We start from the raw sequence: 12,804 nt of genomic DNA, 5'->3' as shown, positions 1-12,804 counted from the left end.
GCCCGCGCTGGATAAGGTCCCTGTGTTGATCAGGACGCCGGCACCACCACCGCCGCCGCCACCACCACTACCGCCAGCAGAAGCATTGCCGCCATTCTGGGCGTTACCCCCTGACACAAGACCGGTTATGGTTTGCGTACTTGCGATTGTCTGTCCGACCCCGCCTCCACTACCACCACCGGTACCGCTAAAACGGCCGGCGCTCCCGTTGGAACCGCTACCCGTGCCTGCCGACGGAGAACTCGTCGGGCTAGATTCACCGCCCGCGCCACCCCCACCGTCCCCTTGTCCGCCGTGTCCTGCGATACCCAGCGCTCCTGCTCCGCCGGCACTCTGCGCCTGCACGGACACTGCGCCACCCGTCAACCCCAAGGCGAGCATGGCGGTCACGACCTTGCGCATTGGCAACGAACCTACCGCACGTCCTGCAACCACACCGGCCTTGCCGCCCCCCGTTTTCCCGCGCGAATTTGCCAGTTCCGATGCCGCCACCCACGTTTGGCGCGCATGGTTCCACACTACGCGATAGATACCGTTCACTTTTTCGATTCCCCGTATGCGCCAACCGTACGGGGGCAGGCATCGGCTGCGTTGATGCAGCGAGGCGCCTGCTTCCTCCGTGCTGTTTCGATGTGTTTCTTTTCTGTTTCGCCGTAACCACGTAACCGCGCGCGGACTTCAGGCAGAGAGATCGTTAGTTTTCGCATGGTTCTGCCCGACTCCCCGTCTATACATAATTTGGATTTCTAATCATGTACGGTCACCATACAAAGTCTTTATCACTGCGGCACGCGGCCGCCGTGCCCGACGGCGAAACTGTCGCCGGGCACGGCGTCGTGCTTACTGCGCCGTCGGAGCGAGCTGAAACACGCCCGCGCTGGTCCCCTCGGCCGTCACATACAGATTCTCGTTCGAGCCCACCGCGATCGCGGTAGCCCCGGTTACCGTCGACAACGTCGTGACGACGCCGGAGGACGGGATGATCTGTCGCAAAGCTCCACTACCGGAATCCACCACATAGAGGTTGTTGCTCGCGTCTACCGTGATTGCGCCCGGCGCGTTGAACGACGCCGCCGTGGCCGTGCCGTCGGTGTCCACCGCGCTGCCCGATCCAGCCAGAACGGTCGGCGTGCCCGACACGATCTTGAACACCTCGTTGTGGGTCTGGTCGGTGACGTACACGTTCTTGTTCGAGTCCACCGCTACAGCGTAGGGCGTGAACGTCGACGTGCCGCTCGCCAGTGTGGCGACCTTCGTTCCACTCGATGTGTATTCCGTCACCGTGGCCGGACTCGTGCCGGTGTCCACGACGTAGACGTTGCCGCTGGAATCGACCGCCGCGCTGTTCGGATGGGTCAGCCCGGTCGCTGCCAGGTAGCTGGCCGTTACGCTGGCCGACAGCGGGTTGGGCAATTCGACGATGTAATCGTCCCCGCCATCCGCCTCGTACAGCGTCGAATTCGTCGCGCTGTAGGTCATCAACCCCGCCGACCCTGCTGCGGTGTAAATGAACTGCGGAGCGGCACTGCCCGTGGGAATTCCGAACACGTCCCCGAAATTGTTATCCGATGCGTAGACGTTGCCGCTGCCGTCGACTGCCACACCCACCAGCTTCGTGCCGTCGCTCGTGCCACTCGCATTCCTGGCGGATCCAAATGCAGCCGCGCTGACCAGCGAAGTCGGGCTGGTCTTATCGACCGCGCAGCTCACGCCGACATTGGTGACGTTGACTGAAGACGTGCCGCTGCCTTGACTCACAGTACAGTTCCACCATGCCGGCTGCGACACGACTGTCACGGCGTATGCCGAACCCGCAGCAACTGCCGTGGCGAACGAGAACGCGCCGCTTGCGCTCACTGTCACCGGACCGCCGCCATTGTTTTCCAGCACCAGCGATGCACCGGCCGGCAGCCCGCTCACCGTTCCAGACACCGTATAGCTGCTGACGCTTGCGCTATTCGAAGCACTGCTCTTGCCGACGTTATCGCCCCCGCAGGCAGCCAGCATCAGACACATGGCCGCCCCCGCAGCCAACGGACGCAACTGCCCCATCATTCTTGTCATAACCCCGCTCCATTGATTTTTTGTTCTACCCCGATTGCCCCGAATTTTCTGCGCTAGCCCAAGCCGCAGATTTCTGCGATTTCCAACCGTAGGGAAGGTACTGCACCCAAATAGCCGGGGTAAATACTGCATCCGTAGTATTTGCAGCGCGGAGCAACGGGTTCGGAGCGTTACCGATTATTAAACGGCGCGCGCGAGGGCAATGTCGTCAGGCAGGTTGCGCATCGATCAGGGCCCGCAGTTCTTGCGGGTCGAGTGGCTTGTGCAAGACGCGAAAGCCGCTTGACGAAGCCGCATTGATGCCATCAGCCGAGGTGTCGCCGGTAATGATGATCGCCGGTATCGTGCGCCCGATGGACTGGAACACGGCGTGGATGACATCCACCCCCGTCACATGCCTTGCCAGCCTGAAGTCCGTCACGATCATTTCCAGTACTAAACGATGCGACTTTGCCGCCACAATCGCCTGCTCCAGGGATTGCGCGGCGACCACCGTGTGGCCCCACGCTCGCAGCAGCGTCTGCATGCTGGCAAGTACGTCGCGATCGTCGTCGATCACCAGAACAGCCTTCTGTGCGCGGCCCGAAACCGGTTCGCCGTGTCGCTCGCTCATCGCGGCGCGAGGCGCCTCGATATGCTGCAACGCCGGCAATCGCACGGAAAAGAGCGAGCCGCGGCCTGGCGCCGACTGCACCGCGATGCGCGCGCCGAGCAGTGCCGCCGTGCGCTGCACAATGGCGAGGCCGAGGCCTAGTCCTTGTTCCCGGTCACGCGCTGCGTTGCCGACCTGGTAGAACTCCCGGAAAATGCTCGACAGTTGGCTGGACTCAATGCCAATGCCGGTGTCGAATACCTGGATCTCCACCTCCCCCTTGCGGCGGCGGCAGGCCACCAAAATGCCGCCACGGTCGGTATAACGCACCGCATTCGACAACAGGTTGGACAGCATGTTGTGAAGCAGGACTGCATCGGTTTCCAGCCAGATCGAAGTTGAGCGGATCTTGAGTGTCAGTCCTTTGGACAACGCGGCCCGGGAGAACTGATTGTCCAATGCGTCGAACTCCTGCTGCAACGGAAAACAGCGCGGTTCGACATCGATCACGCCCGCATCCAGACGCGAGATATCCAGCAATACGTTCAGCAATTGCGACATGCCTCTCAACGCCGTCCGAAGCCGTTCGGCAATGTCATTGAGCGCTGCGCGCTCAATGGTCGGTGCCTGGGCGATGGCGCGCAGCGTCGCGATGTATAGGCCGAGCGCATGGGTTGGCTGACGCAGGTCGTGGCTGGCGGCGGCGAGAAATTGCGATTTGCTTTGATTGGCGAGCTCGGCGCGCTCCTTTTCCTCGGTCAGTTGCCCGATCAGGGTAACGTTCTCAAAGCGCAACAACACCGCATCCCGCACGGTACGTTGCAAGGTCCGGCTAAAGGCGAGGTTGACCCCCAGCAGAAAGAGCGACAGGAGTCCCAACACCGAAAACAACGCATTTCCGTACACGAAGGAACGAATGGCAAACGGCAGGACGGTCGGCAATACATAGGCGAGATAGGTCGGCCACCAGGAGGATAGCGATGCCACCGAACCGCCGCTCATGCCGGCCAGCACAATGCAGATCAGAGCCGTCACGATCGTGTCGTGCGGCGCAAAGAACAGAATGCCCATGGAACCCCATAGGCAGCCCGACATGCCGGAGAACAGGACGTATGTCCAGGCGCGCCTGCTGGCTGTCCCGGTGGGATGCTCAGCCGCTTGACGATCGCGCCAAACCATCACGATCCGGATGGCGGTCAGCACGTAGATTGAGGCAGCCCAGCCCAGCAGAGCGCGTTGCGAAACCTCGCGCCACAACAGGAAGGTCGTCAGGCTCACTACGGCGATATTGCCGAAAAGAATAGGCGGCGACTGGCGGTAAAGCGTGTTGACCAGTTCGAGTCGCACATTGGCGCTATATTCTTGAGGTATCTTTTTTGCCATCTTGAACGCGCGTATCCGATCTTGTTTAAAGTCGGGTTTCCGTAAAATCCTGTCCGCCGTATGATGCGGCTTTATCCGGGATCATTTTGCATTGTCGCAAAAGAATCGGCTTTGGGGCGCCCGAGAAAGTAATGAAAGAAAAATGAAAAAAATCGTACTTGCCGAAGACCACGCCATTATTCGCGATGGCTTGAAGTTACTGCTGATGACTCGGACTAACTGGCGCGTAGCGGGCGAAACGGGTGACGGTCGGATGGTCAGCCAGATTGTGCGAGATACGCAGGCAGATTTACTGTTACTGGATCTGGATTTACCTGGCTATCCCGGCGTCGAACTGGCACAGCAAATCAAGGCGCAGTCTCCACAGACCAGAATCCTGGTTGTGACGGGCAGTCAGAATCCTGCAGCGGTCAGATCGGCCTTGGCCGCTGGCGTCGACGGGTATCTGCTTAAACACGAAGATAGCGACGAACTTCTTCATGCCATTTCCCTCGTCTTGTCGGGCATCCGCTATGTGAGCAAGGCACTCGCCCATGTGCTGGAGATCGCGGACTGCACTGCCGCAACGTCGATCACCGCGCGGGAAAAGGAAATCCTTGTGCTGATCGCCAGCGGACACTCCAGCCAGGACATCGCAGAACAACTGAATGTGAGCGTGTTAACGGTACGCAAGCACCGGCAGAATCTGATGTCGAAACTGTCGTTGCATAACGTTGCCGAAGTGACGGCGTATGCAATCCGCGATGGCCTGAGGAATTGATGTCATGGACCCATCGCGCAACGCCATGAATATCTCCTGCAAATTCTTGTAGACGACTGGTCTACTATCAGCTAAAGTCAGCACATGGCTACCGCAAACACATCCGAAACAGTCGACGTCCGCGAGAACATTATCGCTGTCGGCCAGCGTCTCATCGGCGCCAAAGGGTTCTCGGCCGTGGGCCTGAACGAGATTCTGTCGGAGGCCGGAGTTCCGAAAGGGTCCTTCTATCATTACTTCGGGTCGAAAGATGCGTTCGGCGTGGCAATGCTGGAAAGTTACTTTGAGGAATACCTGGACGACCTTGACCAAACGCTCGCTCAGCCCGGCCTGAACATGGCGCAACGGCTCATGAACTACTGGCGCATATGGCAGGAAACCCAGTCGTTCTTCGACTGCCAGGGCAAATGCCTGGCGGTGAAGCTAGGCGCCGAGGTGGCGGACATGTCGGAGGCGATGCGCGCTACGCTCAATCGCGGCACGGCAGGAATCGTCAGCCGACTGGCGCGAGCCCTCGAAGCCGGCGTCGCCGAGGGCTCGCTTTCGGTCGCGGGCGATCCGCAGAGCGTCGCACAGAGTCTTTACCAGCTCTGGCTGGGCGCCAGCATCATGGTCAAGATCGTTCGCAACGTGCAACCTTTCGAAACGGCGTTGATGACAACGCAGCAGATGCTCCACCTTGCTCCCTGAAGAATCGGGCGGCAAACGCACTTCTCCGGAAGTGCTTTTTTTAGGCCCCGAAACTAGACGACTGGTCTACTATTTAGACACGATTCACCCACCGACTCACCCACCCGACGGAGAAGCAACATGAAAGTACTGATGGTTCTGACCTCGCATGACCAACTGGGCAACACAGGCCGCAAGACGGGTTTCTGGCTCGAAGAACTGGCAGCGCCCTACTACACGTTCAAGGAAGCCGGCGCGGAGATCGTGCTGGCTTCACCGAAGGGCGGCCAGCCGCCGCTCGACCCTAAGAGCAACGAGCCGGCCAACCAGACCGAGATGACGCGCCGCTTCGAACTCGACGCGCAAGCGACCGCGCAGCTTGCCGCCACGGTGCGGCTCGACAGCGTCTCGCAGGCGGACTTCGATACGGTCTTCTATCCGGGCGGTCATGGCCCGCTATGGGATCTTGCCGAAGACAGGAACTCGATCGCCTTGATCGAATCGTTCATCGCCGCCGGCAAGCCCGTCGCGCTCGTTTGCCACGCCCCTGGCGCACTGCGCCACGTGCGCACGGCAGATGGCGCGCCGCTAGTCGAAGGCAAGAAAGTCACCGGCTTCACGAACTCCGAGGAAGCCGCCGTCGGGCTGACGGACATCGTGCCGTTCCTCGTGGAAGACGAGCTCAAGGCCAAAGGCGGCGTCTATTCGAAGACCGACGACTGGGCGCCGTACGTCGTTGCCGACGGTCTGTTGATCACGGGACAAAACCCCGCTTCGTCCTCGCCGGCCGCAGCCCTTCTGCTTGAGCACCCGGCGCTCGCCGCGAAGTGAGCGACATCGACAAGGCCGTCGAAGCCGATGAAAACGCGTGTTCGCCCAGGACTCGATGATGCACGCTTAAAAGCAGCACGGTCTAATATGGTGGTATTCGCACCGGCTCGAGTCCGTTAGCGGCTCGCCGGTGCGCCCCGCAACCGAACCCGGAGATCCCATCATGCAGATTGCGAAAGTCGTAATCGGAGTGGCCGCCCTCGTCGGCGTAACGGCGGCCTATGCCGACGGGTTCGACATCACCCGATCCCTCTCGAACGGGCGTGAGCTGCGCCTCGTCGAACACACGGCGGAATGCGATGGCGGCCCCGGTGCGTTCATCTACCGGCAAGGCAAGCGGCTCGATCAGACCTGCCATGTCAGCCTGACTGCAACAGGCGCGACCGTGATCATGCCGGCTTTCGAGCCGCGGATGTTCTTCCCGCGCGACACGTTGTACCCGAACTAGCGGGAGGAAGCGTCAGTTTGGCACGGCAGTGAAGCCGTTCGATCGCGCATCCGCTCAAACCTCGCCATTTCCAACGCCGTAAAAACAAAGCGCCGGCCAGCTACCAGGTCGGCGCGGGTCGGCTGCGGCCGATTTCCAACCCATTACGGACATCAGGCCCCGACGGTATATCTGACGGTATACTGACCGCCGGTCAAGACTTGCGGTGCCCCAACATGCGACAACAGGACTACTGGCATGCTTCGTAAATTGAGCGTTTACGGTTTCAAATCGATCCACGAGGAAAGCATCGACCTGGGCCGTGTGAACTGCTTCATTGGCGCAAATGGTGTTGGGAAGAGCAACGTTCTGGAAGCGCTAGGCGTGCTGGGTGCCGCGGCCAATGGGGTCGTCGATGATGAAAGCCTGCTTCGTCGAGGCGTACGCGCCGGCCTGCCGCGACTCTACAAGAGTTCCTTCTCTTCTGAACGAACACCTGCCCATATCGGCATCGGCATCGTGGGGAGTCACGAGGAGGCATACCGCGTCTCTCTACTGAATCCTCTCGATTCACCCGAGCCTGCCTGGTCCTACAAAACTGAGGTCCTATCGGATGGGACGCACGAAATAGTGTCCGACGGCGTTCGCAGCAAAAAGAATCTGAACCCCCAATCGGGCCTGGCGGCACTGAAGCTGGTGGACCTGATGCCTGAGAACGCTGCGGCAAGATTAATGCAGCGCTTGCAAGAGTACGCAATCTATTGCCCCAACACGCCCTCGCTGCGCGGCATCGTTCCCGATGTACAAGCGCGTCAGCCCGTAGGACTTAGCGGCGGCCAGCTAGCGGAAAGTTTCGACGCATTGCGCAAGCATCTGGAAAGCCAGGGCGACGAGGGCGAGGAAATATTAGATCAGGTGCTGGAGTTGATCGACTGGGTAGCCGACGTGCAAACCACCAGTCACGGCGGCTCGCTGATCTCCAGCAAGGTCCCAAGAACCACGCTGATGCTGAAGTTCACCGACCGTTTCATGAACAGATCGCGCAACGAGTTGACCGCTTACGATGCCAGCGAGGGGGCGCTCTACATCCTGTTTTGTGCGGCGCTTTGTCTATTGCCCAAAGCACCCAAAATCCTGGCGATCGACAATCTGGATCAAGCGCTGAATCCACGCCTGCTGGCGAAGCTGACGACCTTCCTTGGTCATTGGCTGATGCACAATGGCCCCGATCGCCAGCTACTGTTCACCGCACATAACCCCGCCGTACTGGATGGACTGGACCTGTCTGACCCGGAGATCCGGTTGTTTGCCGTTGAGCGCAACAGTAATGGTTTGACAGTCGTAAGACGCGTCGAGTTGACTGAGCAGTTGGCGGAGATGAACCTCCAGTATCCGCTATCCAGGCTCTGGATGATGGGACATCTGGGGGCGGTGCCGAATGTCTGACTTGCATATTGCCCTGGTTGTGGAAGGCGACACCGACCTTGTCATTATTGAAGCAGCGCTCAAAGCGATTCTCCAACGGCCTTTCATTCTGACCAAGCTTCAACCGGAAGCCACCGCGCCCAAGATGGGCACAGGCTGGAGCGGTGTTCTGAAGTGGTGCCATGCGTCGGGCCAGCGGCATGGCGCGGATCTCGACAGCGACCCAACGCTTCAACAGTTCGATCTACTGATCATTCACCTGGATGTCGATGTTGCCGGGGAGCAGTACACCAATGCGGGAGCAACGATTGAAGCGATGGCCGTGCAACACGGTTGGCAGGCACTTCCTTGCGCACAACCCTGCCCTCCCGTCGCAGATAGCGTTTGCGCGCTGACCACCACGTTGGATAGTTGGCTAACCCCGGCTAGCAGAGGGGCGAAAACCGTACTATGCCTCCCTGCACAGGCATCTGGAACGTGGCTTGCCGCTGCAACGCTTCCGGCCGGTCATCCACTGCTGGCTGCTGCGGAATGCAATGTCAGCGTCGAATCCAACCTTGGCACACTGGCGCTGAACCAACGAATCCGCAAGAAAGTGCGCGAGTATCAGGCGAAGGCCCATTCGGTGACAACCAATTGGCCTGCCATCAAGGCAGTCTGCACACAGGCGATCGCTTTCGAAACGGCCGTTCTCGCGGCGCTCTGATTGGCCGGCGCCGCGCGCGCACATTTCCCCTTCCGGATCCGGCGTATGCTCGGGTTCGCCACCGGTGCAGTGGTCACTGACGCCGCTCGCGCCTATACTGCCCACAGCCGATTGCAGTCGCCATGGAGCATGCATAACAAGTCGGGCGTCGCAAGTCGGACTCATAACTGGAGGAAGACAAAATGAAGCGATTCGTGTCCCGCTGTATGGTTGCCGTCTCAACGATCATCGTCTGTTCGCTGTCGGGGCTGGCGCACGCGGATGCTGCTCATCCGGTGGTGGCGCTCCTGCCCGGTGTGGTCGATCCGTTCTACTTCACCATGCATCGCGGCGCCGAACGAGCCGCCAAGGAAGAGAACGTCGAGTTGCTGTTCCAGGTTCCCAAAGAATGGAACACCAGTGAACAGGTACCTATCCTCAAGGCGTTTATCGCCAAGCATCCCGATGTCCTGCTGATTTCGCCCGTCGACAAGCAACAGCTGATTCAACCGCTGAAAGAAGCCGCCGACGCCGGCATCAAGGTCATTACCGTCGACACCTATATCGGCGACGGCCACTATCAGACCGGCAAGGGCGATGCGGACTTCCCTCTTTCCTATATTGCTTCGGACAACCTGGAAGGCGGCCGCGTCGCGGCGCGCGCGCTGGCTAAAGCCATCGGCGACAAGGGTACGGTCTATTGCGAGAACAACAAGCCGGGCATCTCGAGCACCGACGCGCGTGCCGAAGGCTTCGCGGACGAGATGAAGAAGCACCCGAACATCACCGTGCTGCAGACGCTCTACAACGAGGATGACGCCAACCAGGCCGCTGCCCACGTCGCCGCGGTATTGGCGCGCAATCCGAATCTGGCCGGCGTGTTCGGCGCCAATACGTTCTCCGGCAGCGGCGCGGCTCAGGGGGTCAAGGCGGCGGGCAAGCAGGGTATCGTCAAGGTGGTGGTATTCGATGCGGTGCCGGGTATCGACAAGCAGATCAAGAGCGGCCTCGTCGATATCGCCATCGCGCAGCGCCCGGACGAAATCGGCTACTACGGCGTCAAGTTCGCCGCCGACGTGATCCACGGCAAGAAAATTCCCGCCCTCAAGAGTACGGGCTTCGAGGTTCTCGACAAGAACAACATCGACCAGCCCGACATGCAGCAATACATCTATTCCAACTAGCCGAGGCCAGGCTGGCCGACGTCATCTTGCGCGGTGCGCAAGTACGTCCGTCCTTCCTGCGTGCGCGGCTGCGCACGCAGGTTCTGCTCCTGATAACGCGGATAACGCCATGGATAGCTCGCGTCTCGACAAGATCGCGCTGATTACCAAGCTGTGGCCGTGGCTGTTCCTGTGCGCCCTGCTCGTTTTTTTCGAGGCGTATGCGCAGGTCTCGGCTCATCGGTCGTTTCTTTTCAACGCCTACAACCTGCAGTCGATCGGTCTTGCGGCCGCTGCCCCGCTCCTTTTGGCCATCGGCCAGACCTTCGTGATCATCACGGCCGGCATCGATCTGTCCGCGGGCTTCGTGATGGGACTCGCGGCCGTTTGCGTCGCACAGTTCACGCTGTTCGGCAGCGGCTCGCCGTGGATCCTGATCGTGTCCATCCCGCTCACCATCTTGGTCTGCCTGATTCCCGGGCTGGTCAACGGCGTGCTGATTGCGTGGCTTGGCGTGCCGGCCTTTATCGGCACGCTCGGCATGTACGGCGTGGCGCGAGGCGCGGGCTTTCTCGCGGCCGGCAGCGGCATGACCGTCTCGGTGGACAACGCGGGCCTCGTCTGGCTTGGCGCCGGCTGGACGCCGGTCGTGCTGACGGCGGTGTTGCTGATCATCATGCATCTGCTGCTCTCGAAAACGCGTTTTGGCCAGTACACCTACGCGATTGGCGGCAACCCGCAATCGGCGGTGCGGGCCGGCATCAACGTCAAGCGTCACCTGCTGGTGGTGTATCTGATCGCCGCCGCGTTCGCCGCGGTCGGCGGCATCATCTATACCGCGCGTTTCGCGGCCGGCGCCGCCAACGCAGGCGAGCCGATGCTGCTCGATTCGATCGCGGCGGTGGTGATTGGCGGTGCGAGCCTGTTTGGCGGGACCGGCAATGTGGTGGGGACGCTGATCGGCGCGCTGATCATTGCGGTGATCCAGTTCGGGCTGGTGTTTATCGACGTCAATGCGTTCTGGCAATTCATCGTGGTGGGCATCGTGATCATCCTGTCGGTGCTGATCGATCAATACAAGGACCGTCTGGGGGGCGCGCAATGAGCACACCGATCCTTGAAGTGCGCGACGTCTCGATCCGCTTTGGCGGGGTGGAGGCGCTCAAGCACGTGTCGTTGCGACTGATGCCGGGCGAGGTGCTGGCGCTGGCCGGCGACAACGGCGCGGGCAAGTCGACGTTGATCAAGATCATTTCGGGCGTGTACCGGGCCGATCAGGGCGACCTGCTGTTCGACGGCGCGCCGTTGCAAATGCGCGATCCGCAGGACGCGCGGGCGCAGGGGATCGAGACGATCTATCAGGACCTTGCGCTGGCCGACAACCTGGACGTCGGCAGCAACATTTTCCTGGGACGCGAACCGACGCGCCGGCAACTGGGCTTCCAGGTGATCGACCGGCCGCGCATGGCGCAGGTGGCGCGCGAGGTGCTGAAGCGCCTGGACATTGTGATACCTGAGCGCAAGCTGGGTGGACCGGTGAAGATGCTCTCGGGCGGCCAACGCCAGGCCATTGCGATTGGCCGGGCGATCTACTGGAATGCCCGGGTGCTGATCATGGACGAGCCCACGGCGGCGCTGGGCGTGCCGGAGCAGCGCAAGGTGATGGAGCTGATTGCGACGTTGAAGGCCGAGGGCGTCTCGGTGATCCTGATCTCGCACAACCTGCACGACATCTTCGCGATTGCGGATCGCATCGTCGTACTGCGACGCGGCGAAGTGGCGGGCGAACGGCAGGTCCCACAAACCAACGGCGACGAGATCGTGCATTTGATGGTCGGCGACACGTACGTAAATCCAGGCGACGCGAGCCATTAGACGAAGACTACGCATTTAATGGGCACCCGTGACCGCCCATAGATGCCTGGCAGCAGGCACGACCACACAAGCAACCGCGAATGCCCTCCTCGCAGACCGTCCGCGGACGGTTGACCTATAGTGATATTCGCCCGGCGGCCGCGAGTGAAACGAACGCGGCCGGCGTGGCGAGCTGGACACCACTGACGATGGACAAGGAGAGTCTAGATGGCGGGAGACGGCATGAACCGACGCGAGATGCTCGCGCTGCTGGGTGGAATGGCATCGTTGTTGGTGGCGGGGGGAACGGAGGCGAGCCCGATCGACACAAGCGAGACGATGTACACGTTGCCGGAGGACATCAAATTCGTGGGACAGGATGGGGCACCGCCGAAGAGTGTGGAGAGTGCGTTCCTGTACAGCAACCCGGGGAGGGAGGGCATTTACTACGCGCTGTTACGCTGGCATCCGGGATACATGAGTGCGCCGCACAGCTACGCGACGGATCGACTGTGCGTGGTGATATCGGGTACGTGGTGGATTAACAGCGGGGTGGACTTCGACCCGGGACACACGGTCCCGGTGAAAGCCGGCACCTTTGTGCGCCGCATAGCGCGCACGTGGCACTATGACGGCGTGCCGCGGGGCGGGGCGGAACCGGCGACGATAGCGATTTGCGGAATAGGCCCGGTGGACATCCGTTTGGCGGAGCCGGACAAACCGCTGGCGAGGACGGTATAAAAAAGCGCCAGCCGCGTAGCAAACCCAACGGCGGAGCGCGAAGCGCAACGCTGGAGCGGATGACGGCCTTGTCACTACGCGGGAAAACGCGAGGGCGGCCCTCGTCTCGGACCACTCTGGGCGGCCAAACAGAGGTGGACACCTACGAGCTAGCGGTGTGAGCCCGCTTTCTTTGCTTACTTTCTTTGCGGCGGCAAAGAAAGTAAGTGC

The 12,804-nt window shown here is 60.9% G+C and carries 12 protein-coding genes and 1 pseudogene; 10 read left to right on the top strand and 3 right to left on the bottom strand.

Features of this window, described 5'->3' with window-relative positions; translation table 11 throughout:
• Window positions 1-429: 429 nt before the first annotated feature.
• The 3 genes and pseudogenes from P3T42_RS23625 to P3T42_RS23615 all read right to left on the bottom strand — a co-directional run.
• A pseudogene (locus tag P3T42_RS23625) lies at window positions 430-540 on the bottom strand (ESPR domain-containing protein); the annotation flags it as partial.
• 300 nt (window positions 541-840) lie between these two features.
• Window positions 841-2,064, bottom strand: a complete 1,224-nt coding sequence (locus P3T42_RS23620; RefSeq protein WP_429307395.1) for a hypothetical protein — start codon at window positions 2,062-2,064, stop codon at window positions 841-843.
• A gap of 208 nt (window positions 2,065-2,272) precedes the next feature.
• The gene (locus tag P3T42_RS23615; RefSeq protein ID WP_429307394.1) at window positions 2,273-3,934 is read right to left on the bottom strand and encodes a hybrid sensor histidine kinase/response regulator; all 1,662 of its coding nucleotides are present in this window, start codon (window positions 3,932-3,934) and stop codon (window positions 2,273-2,275) included.
• A 247-nt stretch (window positions 3,935-4,181) separates the two neighbouring features.
• Between P3T42_RS23615 and P3T42_RS23610 the strand changes: the two genes are divergently transcribed.
• The 10 genes from P3T42_RS23610 (at window position 4,182) to P3T42_RS23565 (ending at window position 12,594) form a co-directional block, all read left to right on the top strand.
• Window positions 4,182-4,799, top strand: a complete 618-nt coding sequence (locus P3T42_RS23610; RefSeq protein WP_074300520.1) for a response regulator — start codon at window positions 4,182-4,184, stop codon at window positions 4,797-4,799.
• An 84-nt stretch (window positions 4,800-4,883) separates the two neighbouring features.
• A complete protein-coding gene (locus tag P3T42_RS23605) occupies window positions 4,884-5,489 on the top strand; it encodes a TetR/AcrR family transcriptional regulator (protein WP_074300521.1) in 606 nt (201 codons plus the stop codon).
• Window positions 5,490-5,609: 120 nt separating this feature from the next.
• Entirely contained in the window at window positions 5,610-6,299 is a 690-nt protein-coding gene (locus P3T42_RS23600; protein ID WP_429307393.1) for a type 1 glutamine amidotransferase domain-containing protein, read from the top strand.
• 163 nt (window positions 6,300-6,462) lie between these two features.
• The gene (locus P3T42_RS23595; RefSeq protein ID WP_074300523.1) at window positions 6,463-6,747 is read left to right on the top strand and encodes a hypothetical protein; all 285 of its coding nucleotides are present in this window, start codon (window positions 6,463-6,465) and stop codon (window positions 6,745-6,747) included.
• Between the two features lie 237 nt (window positions 6,748-6,984).
• Complete coding sequence (locus P3T42_RS23590; RefSeq protein ID WP_074300524.1) at window positions 6,985-8,172, top strand: AAA family ATPase; 1,188 nt, start codon at window positions 6,985-6,987, stop codon at window positions 8,170-8,172.
• Window positions 8,165-8,857, top strand: a complete 693-nt coding sequence (locus P3T42_RS23585) for a hypothetical protein (RefSeq protein ID WP_429307392.1) — start codon at window positions 8,165-8,167, stop codon at window positions 8,855-8,857. The genes P3T42_RS23590 and P3T42_RS23585 overlap by 8 nt, the downstream gene beginning before the upstream one ends.
• Before the next feature lie 182 nt (window positions 8,858-9,039).
• Window positions 9,040-10,020, top strand: coding sequence for an ABC transporter substrate-binding protein (locus P3T42_RS23580; protein ID WP_074300526.1), 981 nt, complete (start codon window positions 9,040-9,042; stop codon window positions 10,018-10,020).
• A 109-nt stretch (window positions 10,021-10,129) separates the two neighbouring features.
• On the top strand, window positions 10,130-11,104 hold the full coding sequence (locus P3T42_RS23575) for an ABC transporter permease subunit (RefSeq protein WP_429307391.1): 975 nt from the start codon (window positions 10,130-10,132) through the stop codon (window positions 11,102-11,104).
• Window positions 11,101-11,874, top strand: a complete 774-nt coding sequence (locus P3T42_RS23570) for an ATP-binding cassette domain-containing protein (protein ID WP_074300528.1) — start codon at window positions 11,101-11,103, stop codon at window positions 11,872-11,874. The genes P3T42_RS23575 and P3T42_RS23570 overlap by 4 nt, the downstream gene beginning before the upstream one ends.
• Window positions 11,875-12,096: 222 nt before the next feature.
• Window positions 12,097-12,594 carry a cupin domain-containing protein gene (locus P3T42_RS23565; RefSeq protein ID WP_216352738.1) on the top strand — a complete coding sequence of 166 codons (498 nt, stop codon included), beginning with the start codon at window positions 12,097-12,099 and terminating at the stop codon, window positions 12,592-12,594.
• Window positions 12,595-12,804: the final 210 nt, after the last annotated feature.

The sequence above is a fragment of the Paraburkholderia sp. GAS38 genome (assembly GCF_050434965.1).
GTDB classification, from domain to species: Bacteria; Pseudomonadota; Gammaproteobacteria; order Burkholderiales; family Burkholderiaceae; genus Paraburkholderia; species Paraburkholderia phenazinium_A.
Note: the sequence above shows the minus strand (reverse complement) of the source record. Positions and strands in the feature narration are given on the sequence as shown.